This window comes from Pseudarthrobacter sp. N5, assembly GCF_050157035.1.
Taxonomy (GTDB): Bacteria; Actinomycetota; Actinomycetes; order Actinomycetales; family Micrococcaceae; genus Arthrobacter.
Genome location: NZ_CP189593.1, coordinates 1,645,158 through 1,663,399, shown reverse-complemented (window position 1 = coordinate 1,663,399; position 18,242 = coordinate 1,645,158). Strand labels below are relative to the sequence as shown.

At 63.1% G+C, this 18,242-nt stretch carries 16 protein-coding genes and 2 tRNA genes; 9 read left to right on the top strand and 9 right to left on the bottom strand.

The annotated features are described in order from the left end of the window. Positions 1-5: 5 nt before the first annotated feature. From ACQCST_RS08055 to ACQCST_RS08035, 5 genes are all read left to right on the top strand, one after another. Positions 6-1,088, top strand: a complete 1,083-nt coding sequence (locus ACQCST_RS08055) for an IS630 family transposase (protein ID WP_426998751.1) — start codon at positions 6-8, stop codon at positions 1,086-1,088. 135 nt (positions 1,089-1,223) lie between these two features. Continuing rightward, a protein-coding gene (locus tag ACQCST_RS08050; protein WP_426995638.1) for an IS3 family transposase occupies positions 1,224-2,407 on the top strand; the annotation gives its coding sequence in 2 pieces (ribosomal slippage) (positions 1,224-1,485 and positions 1,485-2,407; 1,185 coding nt in all). Positions 2,408-2,458: 51 nt separating this feature from the next. Further along, positions 2,459-3,642 (top strand): IS3 family transposase gene (locus ACQCST_RS08045; RefSeq protein ID WP_426998750.1). Its coding sequence is split into 2 segments (ribosomal slippage): positions 2,459-2,720 and positions 2,720-3,642, totalling 1,185 coding nucleotides; the frame shifts between segments, so codons are not numbered across the junction. Between the two features lie 819 nt (positions 3,643-4,461). Further along, on the top strand, positions 4,462-4,722 hold the full coding sequence (locus tag ACQCST_RS08040) for a hypothetical protein (protein ID WP_426988064.1): 261 nt from the start codon (positions 4,462-4,464) through the stop codon (positions 4,720-4,722). Positions 4,723-5,069: 347 nt separating this feature from the next. Then, positions 5,070-5,288: a hypothetical protein gene (locus ACQCST_RS08035; protein ID WP_426998749.1), complete on the top strand. Its 219-nt coding sequence runs from the start codon at positions 5,070-5,072 to the stop codon at positions 5,286-5,288. A gap of 971 nt (positions 5,289-6,259) precedes the next feature. Here ACQCST_RS08035 and ACQCST_RS08030 read toward each other — a convergent pair. The 6 genes from ACQCST_RS08030 to ACQCST_RS08005 form a co-directional block, all read right to left on the bottom strand. Then, a tRNA-Asn gene (locus ACQCST_RS08030) sits at positions 6,260-6,332 on the bottom strand. Positions 6,333-6,456: 124 nt separating this feature from the next. Next, positions 6,457-6,529 (bottom strand) — tRNA-Asn (locus tag ACQCST_RS08025). 76 nt (positions 6,530-6,605) lie between these two features. Continuing rightward, positions 6,606-8,531 (bottom strand): DNA primase, encoded by a 1,926-nt coding sequence (gene dnaG, locus ACQCST_RS08020; protein ID WP_426998748.1) that lies wholly within the window; start codon positions 8,529-8,531, stop codon positions 6,606-6,608. A 70-nt stretch (positions 8,532-8,601) separates the two neighbouring features. Next, positions 8,602-9,891, bottom strand: coding sequence for a deoxyguanosinetriphosphate triphosphohydrolase (locus tag ACQCST_RS08015; protein ID WP_426998747.1), 1,290 nt, complete (start codon positions 9,889-9,891; stop codon positions 8,602-8,604). Continuing rightward, complete coding sequence (dusB, locus tag ACQCST_RS08010; RefSeq protein WP_426998746.1) at positions 9,884-11,062, bottom strand: tRNA dihydrouridine synthase DusB; 1,179 nt, start codon at positions 11,060-11,062, stop codon at positions 9,884-9,886. Before dusB ends, ACQCST_RS08015 begins: the two co-directional genes overlap by 8 nt. Positions 11,063-11,106: 44 nt before the next feature. Beyond that, a complete protein-coding gene (locus tag ACQCST_RS08005; protein WP_426998745.1) occupies positions 11,107-12,546 on the bottom strand; it encodes a YibE/F family protein in 1,440 nt (479 codons plus the stop codon). A gap of 86 nt (positions 12,547-12,632) precedes the next feature. Here ACQCST_RS08005 and ACQCST_RS08000 point away from each other — a divergent pair, with 86 nt between their 5' ends. The 3 genes from ACQCST_RS08000 to ACQCST_RS07990 all read left to right on the top strand — a co-directional run bounded on the left by ACQCST_RS08000 (position 12,633) and on the right by ACQCST_RS07990 (position 14,324). Next, on the top strand, positions 12,633-13,403 hold the full coding sequence (locus ACQCST_RS08000; protein WP_426999115.1) for an alpha/beta hydrolase: 771 nt from the start codon (positions 12,633-12,635) through the stop codon (positions 13,401-13,403). Positions 13,404-13,487: 84 nt separating this feature from the next. Further along, on the top strand, positions 13,488-13,748 hold the full coding sequence (locus ACQCST_RS07995) for a hypothetical protein (protein WP_426998744.1): 261 nt from the start codon (positions 13,488-13,490) through the stop codon (positions 13,746-13,748). A 27-nt stretch (positions 13,749-13,775) separates the two neighbouring features. Beyond that, on the top strand, positions 13,776-14,324 hold the full coding sequence (locus ACQCST_RS07990) for a lysophospholipid acyltransferase family protein (RefSeq protein ID WP_426998743.1): 549 nt from the start codon (positions 13,776-13,778) through the stop codon (positions 14,322-14,324). Positions 14,325-14,431: 107 nt separating this feature from the next. Here the strand turns inward: ACQCST_RS07990 and ACQCST_RS07985 are convergent, their stop codons facing one another. From ACQCST_RS07985 to ACQCST_RS07975, 3 genes are all read right to left on the bottom strand, one after another. Continuing rightward, entirely contained in the window at positions 14,432-15,454 is a 1,023-nt protein-coding gene (locus ACQCST_RS07985) for a GNAT family N-acetyltransferase (protein WP_426998742.1), read from the bottom strand. Between the two features lie 2 nt (positions 15,455-15,456). Beyond that, positions 15,457-16,842 (bottom strand): glycine--tRNA ligase, encoded by a 1,386-nt coding sequence (locus ACQCST_RS07980; RefSeq protein WP_426998741.1) that lies wholly within the window; start codon positions 16,840-16,842, stop codon positions 15,457-15,459. Positions 16,843-16,974: 132 nt separating this feature from the next. Further along, on the bottom strand, positions 16,975-17,955 hold the full coding sequence (locus ACQCST_RS07975) for a DMT family transporter (protein ID WP_426998740.1): 981 nt from the start codon (positions 17,953-17,955) through the stop codon (positions 16,975-16,977). Positions 17,956-17,988: 33 nt separating this feature from the next. On the opposite strand from ACQCST_RS07975, the gene ACQCST_RS07970 reads away from it, so the two are divergent. After that, positions 17,989-18,225: an RNA-binding S4 domain-containing protein gene (locus tag ACQCST_RS07970; protein WP_426998739.1), complete on the top strand. Its 237-nt coding sequence runs from the start codon at positions 17,989-17,991 to the stop codon at positions 18,223-18,225. Positions 18,226-18,242 lie beyond the last annotated feature (17 nt).

Sequence of the window (18,242 nt, the reverse complement as noted above, 5' to 3'; positions counted from 1 at the left end):
GATCCATGGTTTATCTGGCAAGGGCTTTGGAATTGCGTGACGGGGACCGGGGGTTCTTGGAGGCGTTGACTCGTGGGAATTCTTCCTCCGCGACATTGGCGTTGCGGGCGCGCACGGTTTTGTTGGCTGCCGACGGGATGCCGAATATCCAGATCGAGAAGATCACCGGGTTTTCGGCACCCACGGTTTTGAAGTGGCGCAACCGCTATGCCGAGGGCGGGATCGAGGCCCTGTCCGATGTCCAGCGCCCGGGACGGGAGCGGGAGATCGACGAGCTTGCCCTGATCGCGGACACCCTGACCAACGATGGGAAGCCGCCGGCCGGGCTTGGGATCTCGCACTGGTCCGCCCGCATCATGGCCGAACGCCACGGAGTCTCCTTTTCGTCGGTGGCCCGCATCTGGCGCCGTTGGAAAATCCAGCCTCACCGGATCGAGACGTTCAAGTTCTCCACTGATCCCGCCCTGGAGTTCAAGCTCCGGGACGTGGTGGGCCTGTACATGTCCCCGCCGGAAAACGCGGTGGTCGTGAGCATCGATGAGAAAACCCAAATCCAGGCGCTGTCCCGCACCGGCCCGGATCAGCCGTTGTCCTCGACGCACCCGCTGCAGCAGACCCACGACTACAAACGCAACAGCACCACCACCTTGTTCGCCGCCCTGGAGGTCCTCACCGGCAAACTCAGCGCGAACGCCTTCTACCCAAAGCACACCAACATCGAGTTCGTCGATTTCCTGGGCCGGGTCGCCGACGCCCACCCCGGGGTTGAACTGCATGTCATCTGCGACAATTACGCGACGCATAAGCATCAGAACGTGAAGGACTGGCTGGCCAAAAACCCGCGCGTGCGCCTGCACTTCACCCCAACCAGCTGTTCCTGGCTGAACATGGTGGAGATCTTCTTCGGGATCATCACCCGCCAGTGCCTCAAACGCGGTGCGTTCAGCTCGGTGAAAGAGCTGGAACAAACCATGGAACGCTACATCGAGAACTACAACCAGGACGCCAAACCATTCACCTGGACCAAATCAGCGGACTATCTCCTGGGCAAGATGAAACGCAAACAAACCATTAACACGGAACACTAGTGAGCTGCCGCGGAGTTCTCGGACAGTGGGCCCTCTTAAAATGGGGGTCTACTGAAAGTAGAGATCTGAGCTGCCGCGGAGTTCTCGGACAGTGGGCCCTCTTAAAATGGGGGTCTACTGAAAGTAGAGATCAGCATGACTGCAGCACGCCGGCGTTTCACCCAGGAGTTCAAAGACGAGTTGTGCCGTGAGGTGATCAACACGTCCAAGCCCATCAAGGACGTTGCCACCACATACGGTGTCGGCCCCGAGACTCTGCGCAATTGGCTGAACAAATACCGCGAGGCCAACGGCGGCACTGAGACGGACCTGACGGTCTCGGAGCGGGCCCGCCTGAAGGAGCTCGAGAGGGAAAATCAGGAGCTGCGCGCGGAGACTCTGTTCCTGAAAAAAGCAGCCGCTTACTTCGCGCGGGAGCAGCGGTAGTGAGCAAGTACGAATACATCGACTCCCAAAAGACTGAGCCCGCCAACCTGAATTCGGTCGTGAAAATGTGCCGCTGGTTGGGAGTCTCAACGTCCGGTTTCTACCACTGGCTGACGCGCCCGCAATCGGCGACTGCCACCCGGCGCAAGGCACTGATAGCGCGGATCCAGCACTATTTTGAGGAGTCCGAAGGAACGTACGGGTATCGCCGAATCCATGCCGACCTCGCGGCGGAACAGATTGAATGTTCGCCCGAGCTTGTGCGGCAGGTCATGCGCCAGGAGGGCCTCCTGGCCTGCCAGCCGCGGCCATTCCGGGCGACCACCGAGGCCGACGCGTTGGCCGCGGCCAACATGCCTGACCTCGTCAAGCGTGACTTCACCGCCACACGTCCCGGGGTGAAGTTCGTCGGCGACATCACTTACATCCACACCTGGCAGGGGTTCATTTACCTGGCCACCGTCATTGACTGCTACTCGAAGAAGGTCGTCGGCTGGTCGATCGCCGATCACATGCGCACTGAACTCGTGGCGGACGCCCTCAACAACGCCGCCGCAACGACCCTGATCGAGCCTGACGCGATCTGGCACTCGGACCGCGGCAGCGTGTATACCTCGGCCGGGTTTCGGGCCTTGGTGACCAGTCTGGGGATGCGCTCATCGATGGGCCGCACGGGCGTGTGTTGGGATAACAGTATGGCGGAATCTTTCTTCTCGATGCTCAAGAACGAGCGTGTTTACCGGACCGTTTACGCCACGAAATCACAAGCACGCAGTGACGTTATCCGCTACATCGAGGGATTTTACAATAGTCGGCGCCGACACTCAGCGCTCGGTTACCGACGGCCTAACGAAGTCCACTATGGTTATCAACAGCCAGCCCTGGCAGCGTAGAAGAATTCACTAATTCCGCTGTCCGAAATCCTCGCGGCAGCTCAGATCAGCATGACTGCAGCACGCCGGCGTTTCACCCAGGAGTTCAAAGACGAGTTGTGCCGTGAGGTGATCAACACGTCCAAGCCCATCAAGGACGTTGCCACCACATACGGTGTCGGCCCCGAGACTCTGCGCAATTGGCTGAACAAATACCGCGAGGCCAACGGCGGCACTGAGACGGACCTGACGGTCTCGGAGCGGGCCCGCCTGAAGGAGCTCGAGAGGGAAAATCAGGAGCTGCGCGCGGAGACTCTGTTCCTGAAAAAAGCAGCCGCTTACTTCGCGCGGGAGCAGCGGTAGTGAGCAAGTACGAATACATCGACTCCCAAAAGACTGAGCCCGCCAACCTGAATTCGGTCGTGAAAATGTGCCGCTGGTTGGGAGTCTCAACGTCCGGTTTCTACCACTGGCTGACGCGCCCGCAATCGGCGACTGCCACCCGGAGCAAGGCACTGATAGCGCGGATCCAGCACTATTTTGAGGAGTCCGAAGGAACGTACGGGTATCGCCGAATCCATGCCGACCTCGCGGCGGAACAGATTGAATGTTCGCCCGAGCTTGTGCGGCAGGTCATGCGCCAGGAGGGCCTCCTGGCCTGCCAGCCGCGGCCATTCCGGGCGACCACCGAGGCCGACGCGTTGGCCGCGGCCAACATGCCTGACCTCGTCAAGCGTGACTTCACCGCCACACGTCCCGGGGTGAAGTTCGTCGGCGACATCACTTACATCCACACCTGGCAGGGGTTCATTTACCTGGCCACCGTCATTGACTGCTACTCGAAGAAGGTCGTCGGCTGGTCGATCGCCGATCACATGCGCACTGAACTCGTGGCGGACGCCCTCAACAACGCCGCCGCAACGACCCTGATCGAGCCTGACGCGATCTGGCACTCGGACCGCGGCAGCGTGTATACCTCGGCCGGGTTTCGGGCCTTGGTGACCAGTCTGGGGATGCGCTCATCGATGGGCCGCACGGGCGTGTGTTGGGATAACAGTATGGCGGAATCTTTCTTCTCGATGCTCAAGAACGAGCGTGTTTACCGGACCGTTTACGCCACGAAATCACAAGCACGCAGTGACGTTATCCGCTACATCGAGGGATTTTACAATAGTCGGCGCCGACACTCAGCGCTCGGTTACCGACGGCCTAACGAAGTCCACTATGGTTATCAACAGCCAGCCCTGGCAGCGTAGAAGAATTCACTAATTCCGCTGTCCGAAATCCTCGCGGCAGCTCAGATCCGGGTCCGTGATCGTGTCGCCGTTGCTGGTCAGGCTCGAGAGTCGTAGGCGTATTCGGAATCGATCAAGGGAATACGCCGTTGTGGTCCGGAATTCAGGGCTTCAAGGCCGCCGCCTCTGCAGCGAGTACGGGTGGTGTTTGAGGGGAGGACTGACGTCGGTGGCGGACACCTCCAGCCACCGCACCGTGGCCAGCAGTGTGGCGATCTTTTTTCATACGGCAACCGGTCAAGCTTGGTCCCCGTCTCGTTCCTGCCCTCCGTCGCCAGAGCGATCAGCCGCCGCTTGGGCACCGCGGCAACATCCAGCTCGCCCAGGCGCAGCCCAGCGATCTCCGAGACCCGGTTCAGCGCCATGACCATGCCGCGCCCGGTTGTGTTCTTCCCCGCCTTGCGCCATATTTCCAACTGCGACCAACGGCTACCCCCGGGCACCACGAATTATCTACCCCTTCGAGCTTCGTTCGTAAAGCGCAATACCTGACCCCGCTGACCCCACACGACGCTTCACGGTGGATCCCGTTCGGTGTTTCGCACAGAACCGACGGACCCTCCTGGACCGTCGTCGATGCTGACAGCTTCGATCTGCATTCCGCAGCCAGCCGGTACCTTCACTATCTTCTGGGCTGGCCGGCTTGTGAGGGGCCGCACCGTCGTTTCTCTTCCCTATCGCTGCAATCGAGGCCATGGTACGTTCAGCGTGATCACGATGTCCTAACGCGGTTTCTCTCCAATCCGGCTCCTGACGCAACTTCAGAAAGCAGAGGCAACGATGCCAACAATAATGATCTTCCACGAGGTCGACGACGTTGAGCACTGGCTCAGCTCACCAAAACGGGAAGAAATCTTCGGCCCTCTGGGCATCACGGTTCGAACGTTCATCGACCCGGCGAAGACCCACCGTGTAGGCCTAATCGTCCAAGTCCCCGACATGGATACGTTCCAGCGAATGATGGAGTCCGAAGCTGCGGCCGATGCGATGAAATTCGACGGCGTCCGCCCGGAAACAATCCTGACGCTCGTCGAGTCCTAGACACCCCGGGCCGTTGACCCTGACACCGAATCCTCCCACTGGTTCAGCCGCTGGGGCTGGTGGGCGGCGACATCTCCGCGGCTGGCCGCCTGACCGCTTCGGTGACTCGTTCACACCCGATCCGGACGCGGCCAACGTGCCTTGCAATGTCCTTCGGCGCTGACCTGCGTTAACGCTGTTTGAGGGGGAGATAATGCGCCTTAGTTCACGGGCGCAGCTGCGGACCTTTCACCTGCGGCGGGATCCTCGCTCCCCCGCCTGGCTACTGGTCAGCATCACGGACGGCGAATAGCCTGCATGCGGCCGCTGGAGGCGCGATTCAGGGAGTGCGGGCGTAGCGTTGGGCCATGATCTATGATCACGCGGGCCTCGCAGCGGTGACGGTGACGCGCATAGCCGCCGATGAATCCGAAGGCCCCGGACCTTTGTCCGGACGGATGCGCACTCTGGTCCTGGATCCGCTCGAACGCAACGGCCCCGACGGCGTAGCCGAGTTGGTGATCGAGCTCGCCGGCAACACTTCGTCGCCCTGGATATGCTGGTTGCACGCCGGAATGTCCCGGTGAGTTTCCTGTTCGACGAGGCCGAACTTGCCGCCCTGGGTGCTGAATGATCAAGCAGCTGCCAAGGGGATTGGCGACACGGCTGCCGAGCAGCGCAATGGCCGGGAAACGTCGTTACTTGGCGGCCCGGTCGAGGCTTCTTTCGCGGTGGCGACTGCTCGGCGCGCAGCACGCAGAGCCTCGGCCTGCTCATGCGTTTGAGTAATTACTCATCACGGCAGGGAGCCGTGGCCCGGAGGACTTCGTAGCCCCCGTCGGCGTGGGGTTTGACCGGGGCGATTGTTGGGGCATCTCGGCGTGGAGTTTCATGAACAAGGCCCGGACATTTCGTTGAGGGAGCTGTTCCGGAAGCCGATGTCCGGGTAGTGGCTTAGGATCGCCCGTACTATGTCGCTCGCCCATCCCTGGCGGTGGTATTCGTCGGGAACGCCGATACCCTGAAACTTCCCCTGCCGATTGAGCATGATGCAGAAATCCAGATAGGCCCGGCTGTCTCCGGTGCCGAACACGCCTGATCTTGTGCCTTTCAACTCGGGAATCACGCGAAGCCGGCCCTGGACATACCTTGCGTCGATATTTCGGGGAATGGTGAGCAGGAAGTTCCGGTTTCCCTGACGCAGGGTTATCCGCTGCTGGTGCCCGAGTTGCCACCATGAGCGGCGCAAGCCTTCGAAAATGGATAGCATTCGTCGGGCCGACTACTGATCAGGGAAGGTATCGGTTGCGTCGCTACGCCTGGTTCTAACGATGGCCGCAACGTCGACTACGTGATCGCAGTCTTCACAGATCATCTCCATCTGCCCTTCCTCAGGTAATGCGTTGCCGGGGCGGATATCCCGTAATTTCCCACACTCCGGGCATTCCATGGACGCAGCCATCCGGATGATCGAGCCTTCATTCAGTGCAGACACTCCGGTGTCTTGAATGCGAAAAATCCCCGCCCTCACGTGGAGGACGGGGATTCCGGAGCTAAGCTCCTCCTGCTGGACTTGAACCAGCAACCCTTCGATTAACAGTCGAATGCTCTGCCAATTGAGCTAAGGAGGAATGAAGCAGCTATGACATTAGCAAAGGTTTCGCCGCTATGGAAATCGGCTCTGTGACGCAAGGCAAATACCCCTGCGGGTATAAAAAAGTCCCCGTCCCGGCGACCCGGAACGGGGACTGCGCGCTCCTCCTGCTGGACTTGAACCAGCAACCCTTCGATTAACAGTCGAATGCTCTGCCAATTGAGCTAAGGAGGAATGAAGCGGATATAAGCCTAGCAAACACCTGGCCGGGAAACGAAATTGACTGCCCGGCCGCAGCGGTCAGCCCTGTTCAGGAGTCAGAACGCAGTGAACGCCGCTCCATCTCGAGCAGCATCAGCTCGCGGTTCAGCCGCTGGAAGTCCTCGGGATCCGCCGAGGAGTGGAGCCGCTGCAGCTGCCCCATCTTGTCCGCCTTGACCCTGGTGATCTGCAGTTCAAACAGGCGGGCCAGAATGTCCTTGCAGTATTTCTGCACGCCTTCGGCGGTGTTGGCCGGCAGCGGCACCACGGCAAGCTCGGAAACCAGCGCCCGGAGCGGCTCCGGGACCTCCTGGCGGAGCTGCTCAACCCACCGCACAGGATCCCCGGCATGATCCAGGCCCGTCGCCCTGATGGCATCGTGGACGGCCTGGTAGGCCGGTGTCAGGAACCGCGCGTCGGTGAAGCGTTGCCAGGTTTCGCCCTCAAGCATGCCAGGCTCCTGGAGCGCGACTTCCAGCGCCTGCCGTTCCATCGAAGCCACCGGATCCCGAGGATCCGGGCGATTATACGACGGCACAACACCCGACGACGGCAGGGCGGCAACCCCGGGCGCCCCACCGTTCGTAGGGCTCCCCGCGTTAGCAGCGGCGGCCGGTGAAGCACCGCGGGGCGCCCCCTGGGCCGCACGTTTTGCCGCGGCATTAACGACGCGCAGGACCTCGTTGGGATCTGCCATTCCCAACCAACCGGTCAGGGCCTGGCAGTAGCCGGTTCTGGTTGACACGTCGCGGATAGCTGCCACCACCGGCGCGGAGGCGTTCAGGCCCCGCACCCGGCCTTCCACGGTGTCAAGGTCGAACTGTTTGAGCGTGGTGCGGATGGCGAACTCAAACAGCGGACGGCGTGACTTCACCAGGGCGTGTACGGCGTCATCGCCCTTGGCCTGCCTCAGTTCGCAGGGGTCCGCTCCTCCCGGTTCAACGGCAACATATGTCTGGGCCACAAAGCGCTGATCCTCTTCGAAGGCCCGCAGGGCCGCCTTCTGCCCGGCTGCGTCGCCGTCGAAAGTGAAGATGACTTCTCCCCCGGTGCCGTCGTCGGACAGCAACCGGCGGGCGATCTTGATGTGCTCGGTGCCGAAGGCCGTACCGCAGGTGGCCACCGCCGTCGGGACTCCCGCGAGGTGGCAGGCCATCACATCCGTGTAGCCCTCCACCACCACCAGCTGGCGGTCCTTGGCGATGTTGCGCTTGGCGAGGTCAATCCCGTAAAGCACCTGGGATTTTTTGTAGAGCGTGGTTTCGGGAGTGTTGAGGTACTTGGGTCCTTGATCATCCTCGTAAAGCTTGCGGGCGCCGAAGCCGATGGTGTCCCCTGCGATATCCCGGATAGGCCAGATCAGGCGGCCCCGGAATCGGTCGTAGATTCCCCGGTTGCCTTCTGAAAACATGCCCGTCAGCTTGAGTTCGGGATCTGTGAATCCCTTGCCGCGGAGGTGCTTGAGCAGCGCATCCCAGCCCTGCGGGGCATAGCCCACACCGAACTGGTCGGCCGCCGCCCGGTCGAAACCGCGGCCCTGCAGGAAGGCCCTGCCCTCTGCGGCACCGGGCGTCAGCAGCTGGGCACGGAAGAATTCGTCAGCAATTTTGTGGGCATCCAGAAGCCGCTGGCGCTTGCCGACTTCCTCCCGGCTGGGCCCGGTGCCGCCGTCCTCGTAGCGCAGCTCGAAGCCGATCCGGGCGGCGAGCTTTTCCACCGCTTCGTGGAAGGAGGTGTGGTCCAGCTTCTGCACAAAGGCAATGACGTCGCCGTCCTCGCCGCAGCCGAAGCAGTGATACCTTCCCACCTGAGGACGGACAGTGAACGACGGCGAGCGCTCGTCGTGGAAGGGGCACAGGCCCTTGAACGTTCCCAGCCCGGCGCCCTTGAGGGTGACGTAACCGTCGACTACTTCCTTGATGTCCGTGCGCTGGCGTACTTCGTCGATATCTTCACGTTTGATCAGCCCAGCCACAGTGCCATCCTAGTGCCCGGCTGTGAAAGGAACAGAGCGTACGACGGCGGCACACCGTCTGCGGTCAACGTCACCAAAGCGACGGCAGGCTGCCGACCAGCCGTTCATACATGGCCAGGGCAGAGCCGTCCGTCAGCGATGCCACCTGGTCCACCACCACGCGGAGCCGCGCACCGTCGTCGGCCGCATCCCTCCAGTCAGCGGCAAACATGGGCTCCAGGTTCCGGTCCCCTGTGGCGCTGAGCGCAGTGACCAAGGCGTGCAGGACTTCCCGCTGGCGCTCGTATATGGGCTGCCGGTGATCGGTGGTCATGACAAACGTGGTGGCCAGGCCTTTCATCACCGCGATTTCCATCACGGTCTCGTCCGGAACCATCAGCTCGGCGTTGTAGCGGGTCAGGTTTTCCGGCCCGTAGACGGCGCGGGTGGTTTCCAGCGCGCTCTGGCAGAACCGGCCAATGAACTGGCTGGTCATGTCCTTGAGCGCGGCCATTGATTTGCGGCTGCCGTCGGCCTCGCGGACCCAGACATCCGTCGCCTCGAGCCGGGCAAGCGCGGCGTCAATCGCCGCCGGGTCATTGTGCGGCAGGTACCACTGCTTGGCGTAGCCCACCACCCTTGCGCGGTGGTCCGGGTTATCCATCCAGCGCAGCTGGAAATGGCCGGCCACAATGGCATCCTCGACGTCGTGCACTGAGTAGGAAATGTCATCGGCGAGGTCCATGACCTGCGCTTCCAGGCAGGAACGGCGGACGGGCGCATCTTCCCGGATCCAGTTGAAGATGGGCAGATCGTCCTCATAGGCGCCGAATTTGCTGGTGCGCTGCCCGTGGATCACAGGCGCGTCCAGGGCAGACCACGGATACTTGGCTGCGGCGTCGAGGCTGGCCCGGGTCAGATTGAGTCCCGCCGGATTCCCTGCGGAGTCCAGCACTTTGGGCTCCAGCCGTGTCAGCAGCCGGAGCGTCTGGGCGTTTCCCTCGAAGCCACCGATCCCGTGCGCCACTTCGTTAAGAGCCGATTCACCGTTGTGCCCGAACGGCGGGTGGCCAAGATCATGGCTGAGGCAGGCCGTATCAACCACATCGGGGTCGCAGCCGAGCGCGCGTCCGAGTTCCCGCCCCACCTGTGCCACCTCGAGGCTGTGGGTGAGCCGCGTCCGCACGAAGTCGTCCGTATCCGGCGCCACCACCTGGGTTTTGGCACCCAGCCGGCGCAGTGCCGAGGAATGCAGCACCCGCGCCCGGTCACGTTCGAAGTCTGATCGGTAGTTGTTCTTTGCCGGTTCTTCCACCCAGCGGGCAGAGTCACGCGCATCGTAGCCGGGCAGCACCGGAGCGGCAGTCCTGGCGTCAGCCACCTGAAACGTCCAGCTCTGCTGCCGAGATGTCGCGGGACTGGTCCGCGTCCATGGTGCGGTCAAGCAGCCAGTCCTTGGGCAGCGCCGGCTGTTTGGGCGAGCCTGCCCGCCCGCGCGGCCCCTCCGCGTCGACACCCGGGTACGGGGACTCGAGATCCAGCTGGTCCAGCGTCTCGCGCAGCACTTCCAGCGTGGTCACCATTGCCAGCCTGGTGCGCAGGTCGCTGCCCACCACATAGCCCTTGAAGTACCAGGCCATGTGCTTGCGGATTTCGCGGAGTGCTTTGTTTTCATCGCCAAATGTTTCAATCATCAGCTGTGCGTGCCGGTAGACGCCCTCAGCTACCTGGCGCAATGCGGGTTTGTGCCGTTCCTCGCTGCCCTCGAAGGCAGCCATCAGATCACCGAAGAGCCACGGCCGGCCCTGGCAGCCACGGCCCACCACCACGCCGTCCACACCGGTCTCGCGGACCATCCGGACGGCGTCTTCAGCGGACCAGATGTCCCCGTTGCCCAAAACCGGGATGTCCGGCAGCGCGTCACGGAGCCGTGCGATGGCGGACCAGTCCGCCTGGCCCGAATAGAACTGCGCGGCAGTGCGGCCGTGAAGCGCGACGGCGGCAACACCTGAATCGCGGGCGATCCGGCCAGCCTCGAGGTACGTCAGGTGGTCCTCATCGATGCCTTTGCGCATTTTGATGGTCAGCGGCACGTTTCCCCTGGACGCTTCGCGAACGGCCGTCTGGACAATGGAGGTGAACAAATCGATTTTCCAGGGTAGGGCTGCTCCCCCGCCGCGGCGGGTGACTTTGGGTACCGGGCAGCCGAAGTTGAGGTCGATGTGGTCTGCCCTGTCCTCCTCCACCAGCATGCGGACAGCCTGGCCGACGGTGACCGGATCCACGCCGTAGAGCTGGACGGAGCGGACTTTTTCGTCGTCGTCGTGGGAAATAATGCGCAGCGACTCCGGCGTGCGTTCAACCAGTGCACGGGAGGTGACCATCTCTGCCACGTACAGTCCGCCGCCGTATTCACGGCATAGCCGGCGGAAGGCAGAGTTGGTGATGCCGGCCATCGGCGCCAGGACCACGGGGGTATCCACCGTGATGGGGCCGAGTTTAAGAGGGGGAAGTTCCAGCTTGGGGGCGGGAGGGGTTGCTACGACAGTCACCAGTCCATTGTCTCAAATCCGGGCAAATCGGGGCGGGCGCCGGGTCAGCGGCGGTCTGCCCGGCGTCCTCGGCGGGAATCCGGCCCCAACGCGGGCGCCTCTTGGATCAGCTCTGTCCCCGAAGCCACGGCAGCTGCCGCTGCGAGCGCACCTGTGTCACCGACGTCGTCCGGATCAACAGTGACGCGGTCCTGGACCGCCCGTCCTTCCGCCCCTTGCGCTACCCGGATACCGGTCGCCTTGACCACCAGAACCGCAATCAGCGTTGTCACGGGGATCGCAAGGACCAGGCCGATTGAACCGACCAGGGTCCGGATCACTTCCTCTGAAAGCTCGGCGCTGGTGAGTGCCTCACCCAACGGCCGGTCATAGAGCATAACGATGATCAGGATAGGAAGCGCCGCACCGGCATAGGCGAAGGCGATCGTGTACACGGTCGAAGCGATGTGATCGCGGCCGATCCGCATGGCCGAGGTGAAGAGCTTCCGGGCATTCGTGTTGGGTGCCAGCTCATAGAGCTCCCACACGGCGGAGGATTGTGTGATGGTGACGTCGTTCAGGACACCCAGTCCGGAAATGATGAGTCCGCACAGAATGATGCCGGAGATGGAGATATGGTCTGAAATGTTCATCAGGGTGGAGGCATCGTGGCTGCCCACACCGGCCAGATTCGCTGCATCCGTGGCCCAGGAGGCAAGGAGCGCGGTGATGCCAAGCCCGAACATGGTTCCGAGCAAAGCAGTGGACGTCCGGGCCGAGAAACCGTGGGCAAAGTACAGGACCCCGATCATGATGACTGTGGAGCCCACCAGCGCCAGCAGCAACGGCGGCTTCCCTTCCACCAGCCCCGGCAGGATAAAACCCACCAGCACAAAGTATGCGCCGATCAATCCGATCAGTGCCCGGAGTCCACGCCAGCGTGCCACTGCGATCACCACCACCGCATACAGGAGGGCCAGCAGGACAATGGGCAGCGTGCGGACAAAATCCACAAAGACATAGGCCGGTGCGCCCTGCCCTGCCGAAGCACCTTGGGCATTGGAGAGGTTCAGGTAGCGGATGTTGTCCCCCGCCTTGACGCCATGGGACTTGGCCACGTCCGGATTAATTACCACCTTGACGGGACTCCCGCCCTTGTCCGGCTCGGTGAAGGCGAAAGTGCAATCCGAGCCCTTCGGCGTTTCCTGCCCACCCTGCGCTGGGGCAATCCCGGCGGCGGTGCTCCCCTGGGTGCAGCTCTCCTCCACTACGCGCTGGATCTTACCGGTGTCGAATGTGACACCAGGGGCCGCCGCGTACGGGCTGGCCAACGTGAGCCCCTCTTTGCTGCCGGAGGGCCACATGGCAGCCATGGCTGCGATGGTCAACAAAGTGAGCGGGACCAGCACCGCCGCCAGAATCCAGTTGGCCCGCTTCCTGGCAGCAACCGCCTGGGCGGTCGGCTCCGAATGACCGGTATGACCGTGGGAGTGTCCGGCGCCCATCAGCAGTTTGACCTCATGCCTTGAACTCTACGTCCGGCACCATAAGGTTGGTAAATGGACCACCAATGAGTCTGGAGGAAGCACCCATGGCCAACCGCAGGACAGATGAACGCGGCGACGCCGTACCAGGGGCACCACGCCGCAACGCCGGCAGCGTCCCCGAACCGGCGCTCACGGTGCGGGCGGCCTCCGGTCAGACAAAAGGTGTGGTGCTGTTGCTGCACGGCGGACGTTCGCGCAGCTACAATCGCGTCCGGGCCGGAAACCTCAGCCCGGCCAGGATGGTCCCGGTGGCCCGTCACCTGCAACGGGCAGGCGGACGGCATGGACTTGCCGTGTGGTCGCTCCGGAACAGCGTGCGGGGCTGGAATGGTGAAGACATGTCCCCGCTGCAGGACGCACGCTGGGCGCTGGGCAGGATCCGCCAGGAGCACCCGGGCGTGCCCGTCTACCTCGTTGGCCATTCCATGGGTGGCCTGACGGCCGTCTGCGCCGCCGATGACCCGCAGGTTGACGGGGTAGTGGCCCTCGCCCCATGGCTCAGCGGGGAGACACCCGCCGCCAGAGTCGCCGGCCGGAAGGTGCTGATTGTTCACGGCACAGAGGACCGCTTGACTAGCCCGGCGGAATCGTTGAAGTTCGCCCGCCGTGCAGCGCCCGAAACCGAATCGCTGCAGTACGTTTCGCTCAAAGGTGCCGGGCATTTTATGTTCCGCCGGCTGGCGGTCTGGAACGCCCTGACCACGGGCTTCGTGCTAAGGGCCTTCAGCGAGAAAACCGGGTTTCCGGTTCCCGATGATCCGGTGCTCGGCCGGCTGATTCCCTCTTCGGCAAGCTCCATACCGGTGGTGCTGTGAGTCCGTTTCCCCGGCCTTGGTTGCTACTGCTCCCGGCGCTCACGGCACCAGTTGCCCGCCACTACAGGCAGAGGAGTCCGCATCATGACTTGGCGGCCCCAGCCCAACGACCGTTTCTACCGGATCATCGTCCGCTCAGGGTTGCTGCTGCGCTGGCTCTTCCAGATGCCCGTCATCGTCTCAGGCGATGAGTATCTGGCGGCGCCGGGGTACCGTCACGGCGCATCCCGGCAGGTTGCGCCGGGCCAGGGCGCCATCATCGCCATCACACATTTCGGCTACCTGGACTTTGCCTTGAAGAGCTGGTCCTGTGGAAGCACGCTCGTGCGCAAATGCGCTTTATGATCCATCAGGGTAGGGCGGACCACTGGTTTGCCGGCCCCGCCATCAGCGCTACCGGCCATATTGTGGTGGGTTACAGCTCAAGGACCCGGGGCCTATGATTTCGCTGTCGCCAAACTCCGGGCCGGCGAATATCTCGCTATTCTCCCGGAAGCAGGCGTCAGCCGGAGTTTCAAGGGCCGCGAGTGCAAGACCGGCGCTGCCCGAATGGCTGCGGAGGCCGGAGTGCCCATCATCCCTGTCTCCGTCTGGGGCTCGCACCGGCTCATGACCCGTGACCATGGCTTCTCGGCACGCCGTGCGTGGAAAGCACCGGTCCGTGTTCATATCGGCGAGGCATTGCGGTTCCCTCCGGAGAGTGGCACGGATGCTGCGACGTCCCGTCTCCGGGCAGAACTGCAGCTCTGCATCGATGCCGGAATTGCAGACTTCCCGGTTCCCGCCCAACCCGGCGAGTGGTGGATGCCGGCCGATCTGGGCGGCGGCGCCCCGTCCGAGGAGGAACGCCGGAAGCTGGACGCAGACGACGCCGCCAACGGGCGCCGTCGGGGTCCCAAACAGGCGGATACGCCCAACTAGCGTCCACCGGCGCTGTCACGCTTGCCGCCCATCTGACTCGCAGCCGGTGTCCCTTAGAGCACGCCCGCTCAAAACGGCACTTTCTGCGAGTCAGTCGCGGCCGGCGGTCAGTCGGAAACGATCAGAGTCTCCGGGCTTGCTTTCCGGGCCTGACCGTTTTCCAGCAGAGGTTCGACGGCGGCGCGCAGCGCTGACATCGAATCGTCCAGTTCCAGCACGACCGGGTGCTGATACGCGATCAGCGACAGCAGGTCACGAACCGCTTCCGTCGCGTTATCGGCGTCCAGAGCAGGCTCGTGGCCCAGAAATACGTCGGTGGCGCCCGCAGCCACGGCCTGGTCAGTTGCTCCCTGTGCCGGATCGGCATAGCTCACCGCGAAGGCACGGATACGGCCCTTCTTGCTGGGAGCCACACCCGATCCAAATGCCGACGCAGGCTCGGCCCGCAGCACAATCGCACCGTGCGCGCCCGTGAGTTCGTCCAGGAACAGCTTCTGCACCTGCCCCACGGACAGGATGCCGGGAGAATCCCACTCGTGGATCGCAGCGTAGTACCGTCCCACCACATCCGTGAGTTCAACCGAACCGGTGGCCAGATCCATCACCACGTCAGAACCGGCGTCCTCATCGTTCGCTGGCCGTCCGCCATCGTTGCCTGACGGGAAGACGGGCAGACGCAGCGCTCCCGGCTCAACTACGATCAGGCGGGAACTCTGGATGGGTTTCAGGCCAAAGGCTTCCGCGAACGCAGCACCCGGGGTTCCGGGCTGAACTTTCGCACGCAGCTTGCTGACTCCCGACGGCGACTGTTCCGCTTCGCGGCGCAGCATGGTCAGGAGCGTCGCACCTATCCCGGAGCGTCGGTGGTCCCGGTCCACTTCGATATAGGCCCAGAGCCGTTCCGGATGCAGGGACGCCTCATACACCACGCCGGCAGCCACCGGAATGCCGATCCCGCCTACCACATCCTCGGCGACGATGCACCGGCGCCAGGGCGTTCCGTTATCGCCGGAAGCAGACAGTGCTAATGCGCTGCGGAACTGACTGGCCTGGAACGTTTCCGGGTCACCCCAGATCTCCAGCAGCGCGAGATCATCTCCTTCGCGCCATTCGCGGTATTCGATGGCCACGGCTAGGCCCCGATCAGGCGGGCCGCCAGGTAACCCTCCACCTTGTCCAGGGAGACGCGTTCCTGGTTCATGGTGTCGCGTTCGCGGATGGTGACGGCCTGGTCGTCAAGGGTTTCGAAGTCCACGGTGATACAGAACGGGGTGCCGATCTCGTCCTGGCGGCGGTAGCGCCGGCCAATAGCGCCGGCGTCGTCGAAGTCGATGTTCCAGTTCTTCCGCAGCTGGGCGCCCAGGTCCTTTGCCTTCGGGGACAGGTCCTCGTTGCGGCTCAGCGGAAGCACGGCCGCCTTGACCGGGGCCAGCCGTGGATCCAGTTTCAGCACGGTGCGGACGTCTACGCCACCCTTGGCGTTGGGGGCCTCGTCCTCAGTGTAGGCATCGATCATAAAAGCCATAAACGAACGGGTCAGGCCGGCGGCGGGCTCAATCACGTACGGTGTGTAGCGCTCGTTGGTGGCCTGGTTGAAGTAGCTCAGGTCCGTTCCGGAGGCCTTAGCATGGGTGGAAAGATCGAAGTCGGTGCGGTTGGCGATGCCTTCCAGCTCGCCCCATTCGGAGCCCTGGAAGCCGAAGCGGTACTCGATGTCCGTGGTGCCCTTGGAATAGTGGCTGAGCTTCTCCAGCGGGTGCTCAAAGAAGCGCAGGTTCTCAGCCTGGATGCCCAGGCCGGTGTACCAGTCCATGCGTTCCTTCATCCAATATTCGTGCCACTGCTCGTCAGTGCCGGGCTCAACGAAGAATTCCATCTCCATCTGCTCGAACTCCCGGGTGCGGAAAATGAAGTTTCCGGGTGTGATCTCGTTCCGGAAGGACTTGCCGATCTGGCCGATACCGAACGGCGGCTTCTTCCGGGACGTGGTGAGCACGTTGTTGAAATTCACAAAAATGCCCTGGGCAGTTTCCGGGCGCAGGTAGTGCATGCCCTCTTCACTCGCCACCGGACCCAGAAAGGTCTTGAGCAGACCGGAGAATTGCTGGGGCTCCGTCCATTCGCCGCGGGTGCCGCAGTTGGCGCACGCGATGTCCTTGAGACCGTTCTCTGCGGGGCGGCCCTTCTTTTCCTCGTATTCTTCCTCGAGGTGGTCGGCACGGTAGCGCTTGTGGCATGAGAGGCACTCGACCAGCGGATCGGAGAAAACGTCGACGTGGCCGGAGGCCTCCCAGACCTGGCGGGGCAGAATGACCGAGGAGTCCAGCCCCACCACATCGTCGCGTCCGCGGACCACGGACTGCCACCACTGGCGCTTGATGTTTTCCTTCAGCTCGGCACCCAGCGGCCCGTAGTCCCACGCAGACCGGGAGCCACCATAGATCTCACCGGCCTGGAAAACGAAACCCCTCCTCTTCGAGAGGGAAATGACCTGGTCAAGAACGGATTTTACTGCCATGGGAACTCCAATTTTCTACAGGGCCGCTGGGTGCGGTCCGCGGTTTGTGGCCCCGGGTCCCCGGCTGGTTGCCGGGCGGGGGTGTGCGAGGGGAATCTGTGCAGGAAGCTGCGTGTCCTAGCCTACCGGCCCCTAACGCCTGAAGGCTCCCCGCGGCCACGGCAGCGTGGCCAGCACAATCGCGCCAAGCGTGAGCAGCGTACCCAGAACGGTGGCCAGCGCCACAACGCTCCCCGGGGCAGGAAACAGCAGGTCCAGTCCAAGGGATCCAAGAAGCTGGCCGGCAATCATCCCCAGCCCCGTGATGAGCACTCCCAGACTCCGCACCAGCAGCGCGCCCAGTGCAATGAAGACGCAGCCCATGGGACCGCCGAGGTAGTACCACCACTCCCCCGGCAACCCGTTGCCCGGCCCTGCCACCGCCAGTTTGATCAGCCACGCAGTCCACAAGACGGCGGTGCCCGCAATGAAGTTCACCAGCGTGGCCGCTATCGGTGTGCCGTAGTGGACGGTGGCGGTGCCGTTCATGGCCTGCTGGAAGCTCATCAGGAACCCGGCCAGAACGGGAAGCAGGAGGGGCAGAAACAACCCGGCCGGGCCGCCGTCGTCCGGGCCTCTGCCCGGCCCGAAACGCGGCGAAACCGCCCAGGCCACGGCGGCAATCGTCAGGACGCAGCCGATCACGCGGATGCCGGTGACTGCCTTTTTGCCGGCCGGCCCGATGCCCAGCCGGTCCACCAGGAGTCCGCTGACGGTCTGCCCGGTGACCGTGGCCACGGTGAAGAGTGCGACGCCCAGTATGCCGACTGTGAAGGACTGGGCAAATACGAAGAAGGCGCCGATGCCTCCCGCCAGCACGTAGACCGGCGGAAAACGGCGCTCACGGAGCGCCGGGAGAATCCTGGCGAGTCCGGCGCGTCCGGTGGGAAGCGCCAGGGAGACGGCGGTCATAAGGACCAGTCCGATGCTGAAGCTCACCACTGCGGCAGCGATTCCATCATCCAGCCGCACGCCCAGCGCCCCGTTGATCCGTCCCTGGACCGGAATAGCCAGCCCGGCACCGATAGCCATCGGCAGACCGGCAAACAGCGGAAGGCGGGGTGCGGGCGTCATTGGATCCACCTTACGTCAGGCATTATTACTTGTATGAGCAACCAGGAAATTGAAGAAATCACCCTCCGCGACGACATGATCCGGCTGGGTCAGCTCCTGAAGCTTGCCAGCCTGGTCGAAGACGGTGTGGAGGCGGCAGAACTGATCAAGGGCGGCCTGGTCAAGGTCAACGGCGAGATCGACGACCGCCGCGGCCGCCAGCTTCACAACGGTGACACCGTCACGGTGAACGGACGCACGGTGCGGATCAGCGCGCCCGCAGCCCCCTGACGTCCACCCGCTCAAGG